This is a genomic window from Burkholderia sp. 10_S31, assembly GCF_056930375.1.
This window is the reverse complement of sequence record NZ_JBXOWK010000003.1, coordinates 2,259,701-2,276,775: the sequence shown is the minus strand read 5'-3', so window position 1 is coordinate 2,276,775 and position 17,075 is coordinate 2,259,701. Positions and strand designations below refer to the sequence as shown.

Here is a 17,075-nt window from a genome sequence, read left to right as displayed (position 1 = left end):
ATCATGTTCCCTGAACGTATTTTCTCCGGCATGCGACCCACCGGGTCGCTGCACCTCGGCCACTACCACGGCGTGCTGAAAAACTGGGTGAAGCTGCAGTCCGAGTACCCGTGTTTCTTCTGCGTGGTCGACTGGCATGCGCTGACGACGCACTACGAAACGCCCGAGGTCATCGAGAAGAATGTGTGGGACGTGCTGATCGACTGGCTCGCGTCCGGCATCGATCCGGCGCAGGCGACGCTGTTCATCCAGAGCAAGGTGCCCGAGCATGCCGAACTCGCGCTGTTGCTCGGCATGAGCACGCCGCTCGGCTGGCTCGAACGCGTGCCGACCTACAAGGAGCAGATGGAGAAGCTGAAGGACAAGGATCTGTCGACCTACGGCTTCCTCGGCTACCCCGTGCTGATGGCGGCCGACATCCTGCTGTATCGCGGCTCTCTCGTGCCGGTCGGCGAAGACCAGGTGCCGCACGTCGAGATGACGCGCGAGATCGCGCGCCGCTTCAACTACCTGTATGGCCGCGAGCCGGGCTTCGAGGAGAAGGCGCTCGAGGCCGCGAAGAAGCTCGGCGGCAAGCGCGCGAAGCTCTATCACGAGCTGCGCAATGCATATCAGCAGGAGGGCGACGACGAGGCGCTCGAACAGGCGCGCGCGATGCTGCAGGAGTCGCAGAGCCTGTCGATGAGCGACCGCGAACGCCTGTTCGGCTATCTCGAAGGCGCACGCAAGATCATCCTGGTCGAGCCGCAGGCGCTGCTGACCGAAGCGTCCCGGATGCCGGGTCTCGACGGGCAGAAGATGTCGAAGTCGTACGGCAACACGATCGGCCTGCGCGAGGACGCGGAGACGATCACGAAGAAGGTCCGCACGATGCCGACCGATCCGGCGCGCGTGCGCCGCACCGATCCGGGTGATCCCGACAAGTGCCCGGTGTGGCAACTGCACCAGGTCTATACGGACGAAGCGACGCACGACTGGGTGCAGAAGGGCTGCCGCTCGGCGGGCATCGGCTGCCTCGACTGCAAGCAGCCGGTCGTCGAAGGGATCCTGCGCGAACAGCAGCCGATGCTCGAGCGCGCGCAGAAGTACATGGACGATCCGTCGCTGCTGCGCGCGATCGTCGCGGACGGCTGCGACAAGGCGCGCAAGCACGCGGTCGAGACAATGCGCGACGTGCGCGAGGCGATGGGCCTGTCGTACACCTGACCTGACGGCATGCGCGAACCTGTCATTGCCGCCGCGGGCGGCCACGTCGCCCAGACCGAGCCGTCGCGCTGGGTCGCCCGGTGGTCGCGGCTCGTCCCGGCGGGCGGCGCGGTGCTCGACGTCGCCGCGGGCGGCGGCCGCCATGCGCGCTGGTTTGCGTCGCACGGGCATCCGGTCGTCGCGCTCGACCGCGATCCGGCCGCGCTGGCCGCATTGCTGGCGATTCCCGGCGTCGACGCGCGTGACGCCGATCTCGAGGGCGCGCCCTGGCCGCTGCCGGCCGGCGCTTCGTTCGCGGCCGTGATCGTCACCCATTATCTGCATCGTCCGCTCTGGCCCCATCTGCTCGATGCGGTGGCCCCGGGCGGCGTGCTGATCTACGAAACCTTCGCGCAAGGAAACGAAACGGTCGGCAAACCGTCCAATCCCGCGTTCCTGCTCGCCCCGGGCGAGCTGCTGGACGCGGTACGCGACCGCCTGCGGGTGGTCGCGTACGAGGACGGATTCGTCGCCGCGCCGCGTGAGGCGTTCGTGCAGCGCATCTGCGCGATACGCGAGGGCGCGACCCCGACGGCGGGGGCGGGAATTCCACGTTACGAACTGCCCGGCTAATCCGCTACAATCTCAACGTTTACCGGTACATCAATCAATCGCGTTTCATGGCTAACGGCACCCAAGACGGCATTCAAATCCGCGGCAGCATCCCCGCGATCGTCACCCCGATGCTCGAAGACGGCAGTCTCGACCTGCCGGCATTTCGCAAACTGATCGACTGGCACATCGAGGAAGGCACCGACGCACTCGTCGTGGTCGGCACGAGTGGCGAGTCGGCAACGCTCAACGTCGAAGAGCACATCCTGATGATCCGCACGGCGGTCGAGCATGCGGGCAAGCGCATCCCGATCATCGCGGGCGCGGGCGGCAATTCGACCGCCGAGGCGATCGAGCTGACGAAGCACGCGAAGGCCGTCGGCGCCGACGCAACGCTGCAGGTCGTGCCGTACTACAACAAGCCCACGCAGGAAGGGATGTACCGGCACTTCAAGGCGATCGCCGAAGCGGTCGACCTGCCCGTGATCCTGTACAACGTCCCGGGCCGCACGGTCGCCGACATGGCGCACGAGACCACGCTGCGCCTCGCGCAGGTGCCAGGCATCATCGGCGTGAAGGAAGCGACGGGCAACATCGATCGCGCCGCGCACCTGATCAAGGCCGCGCCGAAGCACTTCGCGATCTACAGTGGCGACGATCCCACCGCGATCGCGCTGATGCTGCTCGGCGGTCACGGCAACATCTCGGTGACGGCGAACGTCGCACCGCGCGCGATGAGCGACCTGTGCCGCGCGGCGCTGGCCGGCGATGTCGCGACGGCGCGTGAGCTGCACATGAAGCTGCTGTCGCTGCACAAGAACCTGTTCATCGAGGCGAACCCGATTCCGGTGAAGTGGGCGCTGCGGGCGATGGGCAAGATGCAGGGCGGCATCCGCCTGCCGCTCACGCCGCTCGACGAGCGTTGCCACGATGTCGTGCGTTCGGCCCTCGTCGAGGCCGGCGTCCTCGCCTGATGCGCAAGGCGGCCGCGTCCTGCGGCCGCCGGCTCGACCCCTCATCAACCCGCACCGGCCGGCTCCGTCCGGCGCCGCTCCTGACGAGCGTTCTAGCAAGACGAAGGATTTCATGAAACGTTTCGCCTTTTCCTCTCGCGCCATCCAGGTTTCGGTGGTGGCGCTGGCGCTGGGCACGCTCGCCGGCTGCGATACGCTGAACGACTATCTGGCGCCCGACCGGGTCAACTACAAGAACACGGGTTCGGCGCCGCCGCTCGCGGTGCCGAGCGACCTGAAGCCGGTGCCGACGACCCAGCAGTTCGTCGCACCGCCGAGCAACGCCGGCCTCGGCACGCTGCCGCCGCGGGCGACCACCGCCGCAGGCAATGCGACCGACGGCGTCCCGAGCGCGCAGGATCCGCTCGGCATGCATATCGAGCGCGACGGCGACCGTCGCTGGCTCGTCGTGGACGGGCGCACGCCCGAGCAGCTGTGGCCGATCCTGAAGGAATTCTGGCAGGAGAACGGCTTCTCGCTGAAGACCGATGCACCGTCGACCGGCATCATGGCCACCGATTGGGCCGAGAACCGTGCGAACATCCCCGATGACTGGTTCCGCCGCACGATCGGCAAGGTCATCGATTTCGCGTACTCGTCCGGCACGCGCGACCGTTTCCGTACGCTCGTGAACCGCACGTCGAACGGCAACACCGACATCTCGATCACGCACAGCGCGATGGAAGAAATGATGGTCGGTCCGCAGGGCGGCACGTCGTCGCGCTGGGAAGAGCGTCCGCGCAACCCGGTGCTCGAGGCCGTGTTCCTGTCGAAGCTGATGCAGAAGTTCGGCCTGAGCGACGCGCAGGCGAAGCAGCTGCTGACCGATGCGCGTCCGGCGACGGCGCCGGCGCAGGTCAGCGACACGAGCAGCGGCGCCGCGACGCTGCAGCTGGCTGAATCGTTCGACCGCGCGTGGCTGCGCGTCGGTCTCGCGCTCGACCGCACCAACTTCGCGGTCGACAATCGCGATCGAGAGAAGGGCCTGTACACGGTCCGCTACGCGAACACGATGGAAGAGCTCAAGCGCGACGGGCTGTTCGGCAAGCTGTTCTACGGTGGCCCGTCGGCGGCCAAGCCGGGCAAGGAATACCTCGTCAACGTGCGCGCGCAGGGCAATGGCGGCACGCAGGTCGCGGTGGTTGACGCGAACGGCCAGGTCGACAACTCGTCGGACGCGCAGCGGATCATTTCGCTGCTGCACGCGCAGCTGAACTGACCGCGTGCGCTTCGCCAGCCTCGGTAGCGGCAGCGAAGGCAATGCGCTGGTCGTCGAGGTCTCGAGCGGCACGACGACCACCCGCGTGCTGCTCGACTGCGGTTTTTCAGCGAAGGAGGTCGAGCGTCGCCTCGGCCGCCTGAATCTCGGCATCGACGATCTCGATGCGATCCTCATCACCCATGAACACAGCGACCACGTCGGCAGCGCGCTGACGCTCGCGCGGCGCGGGTCGCTGCCGCTCTATATGAGCTGGGGCACGGCGCGCGCGGTGGGCGCGGACGAGGCCGATGTCGATCTCCACGTGTTGTGGGGCGACGAGACGGCCGCGATACGCGATCTGGCCGTGATGCCCTATACGGTGCCTCACGACGCGCGGGAACCGCTCCAGTTCGTCTTCATGGACGGTTGCCGCCGGCTCGGCGTGCTGACCGACGTCGGGATGGCCACGCCGCACATCACGGCCGTCCTGAGCGGCTGTGACGCGCTGGTGCTCGAATCCAACCACGATACCGCAATGCTGGCCGGGAGCCGCTATCCGCAGTCGCTGAAGGCGCGGATCGGCGGCAATCATGGCCACCTGAGCAATGATGCCGCCGCCGGCATTCTCGCGTCGCTCGAACGCAGCCGCCTGCAGCATCTGGTCGCGGCACACCTGAGCCAGCAGAACAATCGGCCCGAGCTGGCCCGCCAGGCGTTGGCCGGTGTGCTGGGAACGGACGGGGAGGAGGTGGTCGTGGCCACGCAGGACGCGGGCTTCGACTGGCTGACGCTCGGTTGAGCGGGCGCGCAAGGGGCGCAAGAGGGGCGGGGCGGCATCTTGTCCGGCCCGGCTGCCTGGCCCGGCATGCGGAACCGACAGACATAAAAAAACCGGCCCGAAGGGCCGGTTTTTTTTCAGCTGATGCTGAGGCTTACTGGCTTGCGCCCGAAGCCGGAGCAGCCGTCGCTGCCGAAGCAGCCGACGCCACAGCAGCAGCTGCGTCGCTCGCAGCAGCCGTCGTCGACGAAGCAGCAGCCGAAGCGTCGCTCGCAGCACCAGCAACTGCCGAAGCAGCCGACGAAGCAGCAGCCGAAGCGTCGCTAGCAGCCGACGAAGCAGCTTGATCAGCGCTCTTGTTGCAAGCAGCCAGTGCAACAGCAGCCAACAGGGAAGCTACGAGGAGGGATTTCTTCATGATCACGTCCTTTTATGGTTAAAGGTAAGCAACAGCGCGAAACAATACCGGTAATGTGCTCCAACACCGACCTGGGCCGCTGGTGGAGACGCACTTCTAGAGCGTGAATCTTCCCTACGGCTTGGGCGGAAATTATATGCACTTTCCTATCGACCGTCGACAAATGCGGGGTCAATACGTTGTCTTTCCCATACAGAATTTGATCTGCACGGGCATACGGGGCGACTCACTAAATCCGGTTTCCGACCCGTATCCAGCCCGCACAATACCACTCGTGCAGCAAGGCTGTCATTGAGGGAACCCGGGATAGTGTTACAAACCGTTTCGCCTCCATGTGGCGCAGATTGGCCAGTTCGGGCAGCCATTCGCCGGCTTGCTCGAGCGGTTCTTCCTCGCCATTGATGAAGTACGAGCGCGCGTTATACATCAATGCGGCCCTTCTGTCGAGATACACGCCTCGGCGTGACGCTTGCGTGACGAACGCGGCCTCGGACAGCGGGCGTGCCGGCGGCTCGAATACGACGTTCGATTTCGGTTCGCTCAAGTAGCAGCCGAGGAATTCGGCGACGTCGCGCTTGCGCCAGCGGATCGCATCGACGATCTCGGCGACGCGCTCGACCATCGCCGGCGGCAACTGCGCAGGCGCGTCGACCGCCGGCTGCTTCGGGTCGCGGTAGAGATCGTCGCCGTGCTCGTCACGCAGGCCGCCGCGTTCCGCGAGGTAGTACAGGAATTGCGCGCCCAGTTCCCCGGCGGACGGGGCCCGAAAGCCGATCGAGCAGGTCATGCATTCGCCTTCGGCCACGCCGTCGTGCGCGATGTGCGGCGGCAGGTACAGCATGTCGCCCGGCTCCAGCACCCATTCGTCGCTCGGCTCGAAATGCTCGAGGATCTTCAGCGGCACGTCCGGCTGCAGCGACAGGTCCTTCTGTGCGCCGATGCGCCAGCGGCGCCGGCCCTCGACCTGCAGCAGGAACACGTCGTACGAGTCGAAGTGCGGGCCGACGCCGCCGCCGTCCGTCGCGTACGAAATCATCAGGTCATCGAGGCGCGCGTCCGGGATGAAGCGAAAGCGGTCGAGCAGCGCGCGGGCCGCGTCGACGTGCAGGTCGAGCCCCTGGACGAGCAAGGACCAGGACTTGCGCGAAACGGCAGGCAGCGCGCCCGGCTCGAACGGACCGTGCGCCAGTTGCCACTTGTTACGAAAATGGGTGATCAGTCGCGATTCGGCGTCATAGTCGGCTGCCAGCTCGAACAGTGCATCGCGCGTGACCGGCGGTTTCACGCCGGGGATCGCCTGGCGGATCAGCAGCGGCTTCTTCTGCCAGTAGCGGCGCATGAATTGCGCCGGCGAGAGACCGCCGAGCAGCGGCGTGGGAAGATCGGAGGGCGGCGCGCCGAGCGGGGCGGCAGCGGCATCCCGCGGTTCGGCTTGAGACCGGTTGCGCATCGTATAATGAGACTTGTATTTGGGAGAATTGGATGAAAATCGCAAAAAACACCGTCGTGTCGGTCACTTACAAGCTGTCGGATGCGCAAGGCAATCTGATCGAGGAGAGCGACGAGCCGATGGTCTATCTGCACGGCGGCTATGATGGCACGTTCCCCAAGATCGAGGAACAGCTCGACGGCCACGAGCCCGGTTACCAGGCGCAGATTCAGCTCGAGCCGCAGGACGCGTTCGGCGACTACGATCCCGAGCTCGTGAAGATCGAGCCGCGCGACCGTTTTCCCGAGCCGCTCGAAGTGGGCATGCAGTTCGAAGGCACGCCGGAGGACGGCGACGAGGAAGTGGATTCGCTGATCTACACGGTCACCGACATCGCCGAGGACAAGGTCGTGCTCGACGGTAACCACCCGCTCGCGGGCATGGCGCTGCGTTTCGCGCTCACGGTCAAGGACGTTCGCGAAGCGACCGAGGACGAGATCGAGCATGAGCACGCACACGGCGCGGAAGGCCTCGAAATCGTCGACGAGGACGAAGACGAGGACGGTGACGGCGACACGCCGTCAGGGCGTACCCTGCACTGAACTGGCAGGCAGGCCGGGCGCCGGCCCTGAGGCAGGGGGCGGCGCGGGCCACGAGGCACCGCCCGGCGTCGTGCCGTCGCCTTGCAGCGGCGGCGCGACCGACGACGAGTCGGGCAGTGCCGGCAACGCCGGGATTTCCGGCATCTGAGGCAGCGGGACATCGTCTCGCGGCACGACCGGCAGCGTGGGCGGGATCGGCAGGTTCTTCGGGACGTCCTGCAGGCTCACGTTGAAGATCGTCTGTCGTGCAGGCGATACGCTGACTTTCACCCACTGATTTGCCGGATGACGCGGTCCGATCGCGACGCGCGTCACATTTCCCACCAGCACACCGTCGTCCGCATGCAGCGGGCGATCGATCAGGAAGCCGGTCGCAAGCGGCGCGTTGCTCGCGTGCATCACCAGGATCGGGCCGCGGAAAGTCGCCGCCGCCTTCACCAGCGTTCGTTTCAGCTCACGGAAGCCGTCGCGGATGCGCGGCCGGTTGAAGCGCAACCATGCGAAGCGTTCGGCGCGCTCATAGCGATCGAATTGCGGATCGCCTTCGAAAATCACCACCATGGCGCGCGCTTCGCGCCGTTTCGCATATTCGGCCGCATGATCGATCCAGAAGCCGTTCGCGATGATGCGGTCCTCGAATTCGCCGTTGCGACCGCCGGCCGTCAGGTAGTGATTGTTCGGCGCCGGTGCGTTCAGCGCGACATAGACGACATCGTCGTGCATCCAGCGCGCGTTTTCGCGGTAGGGCCGGAAGCGGGCGACTTCGCTTTCGCGCGTGATCTGCAGCGCGCCGGGGTCGGGCAGCGCCGCGTCGGCAAGCAGCGTCTGGCGCAGGAAGTCCAGGCGTTCGACCGGGTCGTAGCCGCCGCCGGCCGCAGTGTTGCACGTCACCCAGTCGTCATGGCCGGGTATGAACACGAGCGGCACGCGCGACGCGTCCAGGATCGCGCCGCGCTGCGTGTACAGCGAGTCGCGGCACGCTTCCTTCGCGCCCTTGATGTCGCCCGCATAGACGACAAAGGCCAGGTTGCGCTCGCGAGCGATCGATTCGAACAGCCTCTGCGCGGCAGGCTCGTCGGCCGGTACGTCGATCACGCCCGACACGATCGCGAACGAGTAGGGCGGGGCGGCACGCTTGGGCGGTGCCGCGAGCGCGCTGGTCAGTGCCAGCGCGAGCGCCGCCGCGACCAGCGCGGCCGCGGTGCGGGCCGACCGACCCGGCGGGAGGCGTTTATGCGTGCCCGTCGGCATCGTGCGAGCGGACGAGCGTGCGCAGTTCGTACAGCAGGTCGAGCGCTTCGCGCGGCTTGAGGTCGTCGGGATCGATGTCGCGCAGCTTCTCGAGCGCCGGATGCGGGATGTCGGACGGCGCCGGCGCTTCCGCACATTCGAATTCGTCGGCTGCGGCGGGCGGCGCGCTGAACAGGTCGAGTTGCGGCGTGTGCTGCGTGGCCGACTGCTGTTCGAGATACGCGAGATGCTTGCGCGCGGCGCGGATCACCGGCGCCGGCACGCCCGCGAGTTGCGCAACCTGCAGCCCGTAGCTCTGGTTCGCCGGGCCTTCGTTGACCGCGTGCAGGAACACGATGCCGTGGCCGTGCTCGACGGCCGACAGATGGACGTTCGCCGCTTGCGGGAATTCGGCCGGCAGTTGCGTCAGCTCGAAGTAGTGCGTCGCGAACAGCGTGTAGCAGCCGTTTTGCGCGAGCAGGTGACGCGCGATGGCCCACGCGAGCGCGAGGCCGTCGAACGTCGACGTGCCGCGGCCGATTTCGTCCATCAGCACGAGGCTTTGCGGCGTCGCGTCGTTGAGGATCGCGGCGGCTTCGGTCATCTCGACCATGAAGGTCGAACGGCCGCCGGCGAGGTCGTCGGCCGCGCCGATCCGCGTGAAGATGCGGTCGATCGGGCCGAAGCACGCCGCCTTCGCGGGCACGTAGCTGCCGACGTATGCCATCAGCGCGATCAGCGCCGTCTGGCGCATGAACGTCGACTTGCCGCCCATGTTCGGGCCGGTGATCAACAGCAGCTTGCGCTCGGCGCCGAACCGGCAGTCGTTTGCGATGAACTGCTCGACCTGGGCTTCGACGACGGGGTGGCGCCCCTGTTCGATCTCGATGCCGATTTCGTCGGTGAAGGCCGGTGCGACCCAGTCGAGCGTGCGGGCACGCTCGGCGAAGGCGGCGAGCACATCGAGCTCCGCGAGCGCCGACGCGACGCGCTGGCACTCGGGAATGAACGGCAGCAGCGCCTGCAGCACGCCGTCGTACAGCGCGCGCTCGCGGGCCAGTGCGCGCTCCTGCGCGGACAGCGCCTTGTCTTCGAAGGTCTTCAGTTCCGGCGTGATGTAGCGCTCGGCATTCTTCAGCGTCTGGCGCCGGCGATAATCGTCGGGCACCTTGTCGGTCTGGCCGCGCGTGACCTCGATGTAGAAGCCGTGCACCTTGTTGTATTCGACGCGCAGGTTCGCGATGCCGGTGCGGGTGCGCTCGCGTGCCTCGAGATCGATGAGGAACTGGCCGCAGTTCTCGGAGATGTCGCGCAGCTCGTCAAGTTCGGCATCGTAGCCGCGCGCGATCACGCCGCCGTCGCGCACCATCGCGGCCGGCTCGGGGGCGATCGCGCTCGTCAGCAGGTCGAGGCATTCGGCGGGCGGTGCGAGCGCCGCGTCGACGCGCGTGAGCGCATCCGCGTTCGCGACGATTGCGCTGATGCGCTCGCGCAGTGCCGGCAGCGCAGCGAATGTGTCGCGCAGGCTCGACAGGTCGCGCGGCCGCGCGGACAGCAGCGCGAGGCGCCCGGTGATCCGCTCGACGTCGGCGATCTGGCGCAGCGCGCTGCGCAGAGCGTCGAGGCTCGCGTTCGCGGGTGCATCGAGCAGTGCGCCGATCGCTTGCTGGCGTGACTGCGCGGCAACCGACGCGCGCGGCGGGTGATGCAGCCAGTGACGCAGCAGGCGGCTGCCCATCGTCGTGCAGCAGGTGTCGAGCAGCGAGTACAGCGTCGGCGATTCGGTGCCGCGCAACGTTTCGGTCAGCTCGAGGTTGCGGCGCGTCGCCGGATCGAGCCCGATGTATTCGGTTTCGTTCTCGACCTTCAGGCTGCGCACGTGACGCAGCTGCTGGCCCTGCGTGGCGGCCGCGTATAGCAGCAGCGCACCCGCCGCGCCGCACGCGCTCGTCAGCGAATGCGCGCCGAAGCCGTCGAGCCCGGCGACGTCGAGCTGGTCGCAGAGGCGCTGCGTGCCCGATGCGATGTCGAAGTGCCACGCCGGCACGCGCTTGATCGCGCCGGCGCCGGCGGGCATCGCGTCGGTTGCGCCGTCCGCCGTCAGGATCTCGGCCGGCCGAATGCGTTCGAGCGCGGCGCCGAGCTGGTCGGGTTCGATTTCGGCGAGCCGCAGCGCGCCGCTCGCGAGGTTCAGCCACGCGAGGCCGATGTTGACCGCGACGCCGCGCTTGTTGTGGCCCGTGCACATCGCGAGCAGGTAGACGTCGTTCTTGTCGGACAGCAGCGCGGCATCGGTCAGCGTGCCGGGCGTGACGACGCGCACGACCTTGCGCTCGACCGGCCCCTTCGACGTGGCCGGGTCGCCGATCTGCTCGCAGATCGCGACCGATTCGCCCATCTTCACGAGCTTCGCCAGATACTGTTCGACCGCGTGATGCGGGACGCCGGCCATCTTGATCGGCGTGCCGGCCGATGCACCGCGTTGCGTGAGGGTCAGGTCGAGCAGGCGCGCGGCCTTCTCAGCGTCTTCGAAGAACAGCTCGTAGAAGTCGCCCATCCGGTAGAAGACGAGCGTGTCGGGGTGATCGGCCTTGATGCGCAGGTACTGCTGCATCATCGGAGTGTGGCCAGCAAAGGCCTCGGGCGACAGCGTGGTCATAGATCCGGCGTAAAGTTGTTGCTTGAGTTGCCCGAGTTTACCAGTGGCTTCGGTACGCAAGCGCGAAGTTCGCCGTTCGGCCAGTTGCCGGAGTTCGCGATCGACGGCCGTCGGCTCGATCGGGCGATTCGACCTCGTTGCCGGGCAGGCATTGAAAAGCCGGCGTCACTCGGCGCACGAATCGTCGTGCGCCGAGCCTCGCCGGCGAATCATCAGGACGCGTGCGCCGACATCAGATCGAGCGCCACCGCCTGCGCGACTTCGATGCCGTCGATGGCGGCCGAATAAATGCCACCCGCGTACCCGGCGCCTTCGCCGGCCGGATACAGTCCTTCGACGTTTACGCTCTGGTAATCGTCCTTGCGCCGGATCCGGATCGGCGACGACGTGCGCGTCTCCACGCCGGTGAGCACCGCATCGTGCATCGCGAAGCCGGCGATCTTCCTGTCGATCTGCGGCAGCGCTTCACGAATGGCTTCGATCACGTAGTCGGGGAGCGCGGTGCTGAGGTCGGTCGGGCGCACGCCCGGCTTGTACGACGGCACCACGGAGCCCAGCGACGTCGACGGCCGGCCCGCGATGAAATCGCCGACCAGCTGACCCGGCGCGCTGTAATCGCCGCCACCCAGTTCGAACGCGCGCTCTTCCCACTTGCGCTGGAATGCGATGCCCGCAAGCGGGCCGCCCGGATAGTCTTCCGGCGTGATGCCGACGACGATGCCCGCGTTCGCGTTGCGCTCGGCGCGGGAATACTGGCTCATGCCGTTGGTGACCACGCGGCCCGGCTCGGAGGTTGCTGCGACCACCGTGCCGCCCGGGCACATGCAGAAGCTGTAGACCGCGCGTCCATTGCTGCAGTGGTGAACCACCTTGTAGTCGGCCGCACCGAGTTGCTTGTGGCCCGCGAACTTGCCGAAGCGGCTGCGATCGATCAGCCCCTGCGGATGCTCGATCCGGAAGCCCAGCGAGAACGGCTTCGCTTCGACGTAGACGCCGCGCTCGTGCAGCATCTGGAACGTGTCGCGCGCGCTGTGGCCCACGGCCAGCACGACGTGATCGCAGCGCAGCGTTTCGCCGTTCGACAGCGTCAGCGAGCGCACCTTGCCCTGATCGATCTCGATGTCCTCGACCCGGGTTTCGAAGCGTACTTCACCGCCCAGTTCGTGGATCGTCGCGCGCATCTTTTCCACCATGCTGACGAGGCGGAACGTGCCGATGTGCGGCCGGCTCAGATACAGGATGTCTTCCGGTGCGCCGGCCTTGACGAATTCGTCGAGCACCTTGCGACCGTAGTGGTGCGGATCCTTGATCTGGCTGTACAGCTTGCCATCCGAAAACGTCCCGGCCCCGCCTTCGCCGAACTGCACGTTGGACTCGGGATTGAGGACGCTTTTGCGCCACAGGCCGAAGGTGTCCTTGGTGCGCTCGCGCACGGCCTTGCCGCGTTCGAGGATGATGGGGCGGAAACCCATCTGGGCGAGAATCAGGCCCGCAAACAGACCGCACGGCCCCATGCCGATGACGACCGGGCGCAGGAAATTGCCGTGCTCCGGCGCCTTCGCGACGAAGTGGTACGCCATGTCGGGCGTCACGCCGCAATGCGGCGTGCCGGCGAGTTGCGGAAGCACGGCCGCTTCGTCCTTGAGCTCGACATCGACGATATACGTGAGCTTGATGTCGGAGCGCTTGCGCGCATCGTGCGCACGGCGGAACACCGTGTAACGGAGGAGCCCGTCTGCTGCCACGCCAAGCTCCTTGAGGCGCGCGTGAATCGCGGCTTCGAGGGCGCTCTCGGGGTGGTCGAGCGGGAGTTTAAGTTCGCTTAGCCGTAACATGAATATTCGGATACGGTCGCCACGAGGTCGTGGCGGTGTTGAGACGGGCGGTGGCCGGCGCTGGCGGCATGTGCTGCCTGGGCATCCCCGAAGCCGATTATTCGGCATCGGAAAGCGCGGTACCCGCGGCGATACACCGGCAGGCCGGACCACTCGGGCAAAGTCAGGACGGGCGCCTGAGGCAACCCCTGCATAAAGAAGCTTACTTCGCCTCCCGGACAACCGGAAGGCAACGCGCGCTCCATCATGACGATGCAGGCGAGTGGTGGATGCGAAAGCCGCGCCGTGCGGGCGCGGCCCGGACTTACTCCGCTGCCGGATGCACGCGGCTGTAGCGGTTCAGGATCGGGATCATCTGCGCGTAGATCTTCGGGTTCGCCGCGACGATCTCATGGCGATGCAGGAAGTCGGCATCGCCCGTGTAGTTGCCGACGAGGCCGCCGGCTTCGGTGATCAGCAGGCTGCCTGCCGCCATGTCCCACACGTTGATGCCTTGCTCGAAGAACGCGTCGAGACGGCCGGCCGCGACATTCGCGAGGTCGAGCGCGGCCGCGCCCGGACGGCGCAGGCCCGTGCAGGCCTGCGTCATTTCGGTGAACAGGCGCGCGTACGCGTCGAGGCCGTCCTTCTCGCGGAACGGGAAGCCCGTGCCGACCAGCGCGTCCGCGAGGCGGTCGCGACGGCCGACGCGGATGCGGCGGTCGTTCAGGTACGCACCGCGGCCGCGGGTGGCCGTGAACAGGTCGTTCTTGTTCGGATCGTAGACGACGGCCTGCGTGACGATACCCTTGTGCTCGAGCGCGATCGACACGCAGTAGTACGGGAAGCCGTGGATGAAGTTGGTGGTGCCGTCAAGCGGATCGATGATCCACTTGAATTCGGATTCGTTCTCTGATTCGCCCGATTCTTCCGCGAGGATCGCGTGGTCGGGGTAGGCGGTCTTCAGCGTCTCGATGATCGCCTCTTCGGCGGCCTTGTCCACTTCGGTGACGAAGTCGTTCTGCTGCTTCTTGCGGATCTCGATCAGGTCGAGGTCGAGGGACGCACGGTTGATGATCTGTCCGGCGCGGCGCGCAGCCTTGACAGCAATGTTGAGCATGGGATGCATGAGCCTGGATCCTGTAGCCGGCGGCAGGGGCCGCCACGAAGTGGAACATGCCGCCTGGAACGGCGCAAACGTGCCGGGCGGGATGAGACGCGAATTGACAAAGAGCGGGGTACGACCCGCGCCGCACGGGATGCGACGCGTAAACACGTGATTTTACCCGATTTTAGAGAGTTTCAGGTGCCCGGAATACGGGGAAACCCCCACTGGCCGTCCGGACGAGTGGGTTTGTCGGGGCGATGGCGATACCATACTGCCATTCCGATGAACCGAGTCGTATGTAGTGGAAACTCCGCAGAACCCCGCCGCGCCGTCCGAACCGGGCGCGGTCATGTCCCGGCTGCCGTCCGGCGGCTTCACGTCCACCCGTTTCGTGCTCGTCGAGCCGAGCCATCCCGGTAATGTCGGGGCGGCTGCCCGCGCGCTGAAGACGATGGGCTTCTCCAGGCTCGTGCTGGTCGCGCCGCGTGTGCCGCACGTGCAGAGCGACCCCGAGGCGATCGCGATGGCGAGCGGCGCCGACGACGTGCTGGCGTCCGCGCATGTCGTGCCCACGCTCGGCGACGCGCTGTCCGGCGTCCACTGGTCGATCGCGCTGACCGCACGCACGCGCGAATATGGGCCGCCGCGCCTTGCGCCGCGCGCGGCCGCCGAGCAGGCGTGCACGCAGGTCGGCACCGGCGATATCGCGCTCGTGTTCGGCAACGAGCGCACCGGCCTCGCGAACGAGCACGTCGAGCAGTGCAGCGCGCTCGCGCACATTCCCGCGAATCCGGCCTACAGCTCGTTGAACCTCGCGCAGGCCATCCAGGTGCTCGCGTACGAGTTGCGTGTCGCGTTCCTGGAGCAGGGGAGCGAGCCGCACCTGGCGCAGGCCGAGGTCGGCACGCTTGCGCAGAGCGACGAGATCGAGCGGATGTACGCACACCTCGAGAACGCGCTGATCGCGCTCGATTTCCTCGATCCGCGCAATCCGAAGAAGCTGATGCCGCGTCTGCGGCGCCTGTTCGCGCGCACGGGCCTCGAGCGCGAGGAAGTCAATATCTTGCGCGGCATCGCGAAGCACATCCTGCTGAAGTCCGGTACGCCCGACGGTGACGCATAAGCGGTCGGTGCCCGGCTGCCCGGCGCTCAGGCGTTCGGCTGCTGCGTTTTCGCCTGCGCGGCCGCGTTGCATCGGCCGTTGGATGGCCGCGCCCCGACCGGCGTGAATCCATTGACAGGTTGCGTCACTCAGCGGGAACAGGCGTCCCGCGCGAATACCCGTGCCGCCGGCGGGGTGAACGGGCGACGTTGTGCGGGCGTGCGCGAGTGGCCCTACAATCGCCGGACGTCATAAGCAAATTACCCGGCACGATAACGGCCGGCCCTTTCCCCCAGCCCAGACCAGATCATGTTTACTAGACTGCGCGAAGACGTTGCGACGATTCGCGAGCGGGATCCCGCCGCTCGCAGTGCCTGGGAAGTGCTGACCTGTTATCCGGGGCTGCACGCGCTCGTGCTGCATCGTTTCGCGCACGCGTGCTGGCGTGCGAAACGCTACTGGCTTGCACGTTTCGCATCGCAGGCCGGACGTTTCCTGACGGGGATCGAGATTCACCCCGGCGCGACGATCGGCCGGCGTGTGTTCATCGATCACGGGATGGGTGTCGTGATCGGAGAGACCGCGATCATCGGCGACGACTGCACGATCTATCAGGGCGTGACGCTCGGCGGCACGTCGCTCACGCGCGGCGCGAAGCGCCACCCGACGCTCGAGGCCGGCGTGATCGTTGGCGCGGGCGCGAAGGTGCTCGGCGGTTTCACGGTCGGCGCAGGCGCGAAGATCGGTTCGAACGCGGTCGTCGTGAAGCCGGTGCCGGCAGGCGGCACCGCAGTCGGCAACCCGGCACGCATCGTGATGCCGGCGCAGCCGAAGCCGCAGCCCGAGCGCGCCGCGTTCTGCGCGTACGGGATCACGCCGAACGCGGACGACCCGATGTCGCTCGCGATTCACGGGCTGATCGATCATGCGGCGAAGGAAAGCCGGCGCGTCGACGAGATCGTCGCGGCGCTCGAGCAACTCGGCACGCATCTGGAAACGTTGCAGGGTGCGGACGCGGCCCGTCTCGACCTGCGCCGGCTGTCGGCGGTGCTGGAAGGCAAGGCGGTCGAGCGCCAGTCGTAACCCGGCCGCGCCGATCGCGTCAGTCGAGCGGCATCGCGTGGATGCCTTCGGCGTCGACGCGCAGATAGCCGCCACGCCGCGTGCCGTGGTCGAGATCCCAGTCGGGCAGCACCCACCGAATCCCGCCCGGTTCGAGGTGGCGCGCGGGGCGATGCGTGTGGCCGTGAATGATCACGCTGGCGCGGCTCTTCCTGAACAGCGCGGCCACGCCTTCGCGCGTGACGTCGTAGATCGCCGAAACCGGGCGCATCCGGCCCGCTTCGCTGTTCGAGCGCATCCGCTGCGCGAGGGCGCGGCGCCAGCGGAACGGCCAGGCGAGAAACAGCCACTGCGCGACGCGATTGCGCGCAAACCGGCGGAATATCTGATAGCCGCGATCGGCCGTGCATTGCGCATCGCCATGGGCGAGCACGATCCGCTGGCCGAACGCCATGATCAGCGCCGGATCGGGCAACAGCATCGCGCCGGCCGCCTTCATGAAGCGCCGGCCAAGCAGGAAATCGCGGTTGCCGTGCATCACGTAGAGCGCGATGCCTCGCTCCGAGAACGTATGCATCAGCGCGGCCATGCGTGCCGCGAACGGATCGTCGTCGAGCACGTCGTCGCCGATCCAGTATTCGAACAGGTCGCCGAGGATGAACACCGAGTCGGCGCTGTCGGCCGTGTATTTCACGAAATGCTCGAACGCGGCCACCGTCTTCGGAATCGCCTCGCTCAGGTGCAGATCGGAGAGAAACAGGAACGGGCGTGCGGCTTGCGCATATTCGCGCTCGCCCGGCACGCCCGCGGAGACGCTTCGCGGCGGACTCTCCTGCAACATCGAAGTGCCTCCGTAACAACC

At 67.0% G+C, this 17,075-nt stretch carries 16 protein-coding genes; 9 read left to right on the top strand and 7 right to left on the bottom strand.

Annotated elements, in window-relative coordinates:
• The first annotated feature begins 3 nt into the window (after positions 1–3).
• The 6 genes from AC1Z3W_RS30730 (at position 4) to AC1Z3W_RS30705 (ending at position 5,116) form a co-directional block, all read left to right on the top strand.
• The gene (locus AC1Z3W_RS30730) at positions 4–1,206 is read left to right on the top strand and encodes a tryptophan--tRNA ligase (protein WP_057925207.1); all 1,203 of its coding nucleotides are present in this window, start codon (positions 4–6) and stop codon (positions 1,204–1,206) included.
• Between the two features lie 9 nt (positions 1,207–1,215).
• On the top strand, positions 1,216–1,818 hold the full coding sequence (locus AC1Z3W_RS30725; RefSeq protein ID WP_483509232.1) for a class I SAM-dependent methyltransferase: 603 nt from the start codon (positions 1,216–1,218) through the stop codon (positions 1,816–1,818).
• A 47-nt stretch (positions 1,819–1,865) separates the two neighbouring features.
• Positions 1,866–2,771 carry a 4-hydroxy-tetrahydrodipicolinate synthase gene (gene dapA, locus AC1Z3W_RS30720; protein ID WP_483509231.1) on the top strand — a complete coding sequence of 302 codons (906 nt, stop codon included), beginning with the start codon at positions 1,866–1,868 and terminating at the stop codon, positions 2,769–2,771.
• A 112-nt stretch (positions 2,772–2,883) separates the two neighbouring features.
• Positions 2,884–4,029: an outer membrane protein assembly factor BamC gene (gene bamC, locus AC1Z3W_RS30715; protein WP_124834653.1), complete on the top strand. Its 1,146-nt coding sequence runs from the start codon at positions 2,884–2,886 to the stop codon at positions 4,027–4,029.
• A 4-nt stretch (positions 4,030–4,033) separates the two neighbouring features.
• Complete coding sequence (locus AC1Z3W_RS30710; protein ID WP_124834652.1) at positions 4,034–4,810, top strand: MBL fold metallo-hydrolase; 777 nt, start codon at positions 4,034–4,036, stop codon at positions 4,808–4,810.
• Positions 4,811–4,933: 123 nt separating this feature from the next.
• Positions 4,934–5,116 (top strand): hypothetical protein, encoded by a 183-nt coding sequence (locus AC1Z3W_RS30705; RefSeq protein ID WP_175824901.1) that lies wholly within the window; start codon positions 4,934–4,936, stop codon positions 5,114–5,116.
• 20 nt (positions 5,117–5,136) lie between these two features.
• Here the strand turns inward: AC1Z3W_RS30705 and AC1Z3W_RS30700 are convergent, their stop codons facing one another.
• Positions 5,137–5,382 carry a hypothetical protein gene (locus AC1Z3W_RS30700; protein WP_011657350.1) on the bottom strand — a complete coding sequence of 82 codons (246 nt, stop codon included), beginning with the start codon at positions 5,380–5,382 and terminating at the stop codon, positions 5,137–5,139.
• A gap of 54 nt (positions 5,383–5,436) precedes the next feature.
• Positions 5,437–6,657 (bottom strand): cupin domain-containing protein, encoded by a 1,221-nt coding sequence (locus tag AC1Z3W_RS30695; RefSeq protein ID WP_124834650.1) that lies wholly within the window; start codon positions 6,655–6,657, stop codon positions 5,437–5,439.
• A 32-nt stretch (positions 6,658–6,689) separates the two neighbouring features.
• Between AC1Z3W_RS30695 and AC1Z3W_RS30690 the strand changes: the two genes are divergently transcribed.
• Complete coding sequence (locus tag AC1Z3W_RS30690) at positions 6,690–7,238, top strand: FKBP-type peptidyl-prolyl cis-trans isomerase (RefSeq protein ID WP_057925201.1); 549 nt, start codon at positions 6,690–6,692, stop codon at positions 7,236–7,238.
• On the opposite strand, the gene AC1Z3W_RS30685 is transcribed toward AC1Z3W_RS30690, so the two are convergent.
• From AC1Z3W_RS30685 to AC1Z3W_RS30670, 4 genes are all read right to left on the bottom strand, one after another.
• Positions 7,218–8,489 (bottom strand): hypothetical protein, encoded by a 1,272-nt coding sequence (locus AC1Z3W_RS30685; protein WP_057925200.1) that lies wholly within the window; start codon positions 8,487–8,489, stop codon positions 7,218–7,220. The genes AC1Z3W_RS30690 and AC1Z3W_RS30685 overlap by 21 nt on opposite strands.
• A complete protein-coding gene (mutS, locus tag AC1Z3W_RS30680; protein WP_483509230.1) occupies positions 8,470–11,127 on the bottom strand; it encodes a DNA mismatch repair protein MutS in 2,658 nt (885 codons plus the stop codon). Before mutS ends, AC1Z3W_RS30685 begins: the two co-directional genes overlap by 20 nt.
• Positions 11,128–11,339: 212 nt before the next feature.
• Positions 11,340–12,962, bottom strand: coding sequence for an NAD(P)/FAD-dependent oxidoreductase (locus AC1Z3W_RS30675; RefSeq protein ID WP_175824971.1), 1,623 nt, complete (start codon positions 12,960–12,962; stop codon positions 11,340–11,342).
• Positions 12,963–13,266: 304 nt separating this feature from the next.
• A complete protein-coding gene (locus AC1Z3W_RS30670; RefSeq protein WP_057925197.1) occupies positions 13,267–14,070 on the bottom strand; it encodes an inositol monophosphatase family protein in 804 nt (267 codons plus the stop codon).
• A 280-nt stretch (positions 14,071–14,350) separates the two neighbouring features.
• On the opposite strand from AC1Z3W_RS30670, the gene AC1Z3W_RS30665 reads away from it, so the two are divergent.
• Positions 14,351–15,172 carry an RNA methyltransferase gene (locus AC1Z3W_RS30665; protein ID WP_124834647.1) on the top strand — a complete coding sequence of 274 codons (822 nt, stop codon included), beginning with the start codon at positions 14,351–14,353 and terminating at the stop codon, positions 15,170–15,172.
• 288 nt (positions 15,173–15,460) lie between these two features.
• Positions 15,461–16,234, top strand: coding sequence for a serine O-acetyltransferase (cysE, locus tag AC1Z3W_RS30660; protein WP_006751614.1), 774 nt, complete (start codon positions 15,461–15,463; stop codon positions 16,232–16,234).
• A gap of 19 nt (positions 16,235–16,253) precedes the next feature.
• Here cysE and AC1Z3W_RS30655 read toward each other — a convergent pair whose 3' ends face one another.
• Positions 16,254–17,054, bottom strand: a complete 801-nt coding sequence (locus AC1Z3W_RS30655; RefSeq protein WP_124834646.1) for a UDP-2,3-diacylglucosamine diphosphatase — start codon at positions 17,052–17,054, stop codon at positions 16,254–16,256.
• Between the last annotated feature and the right edge of the window lie 21 nt (positions 17,055–17,075).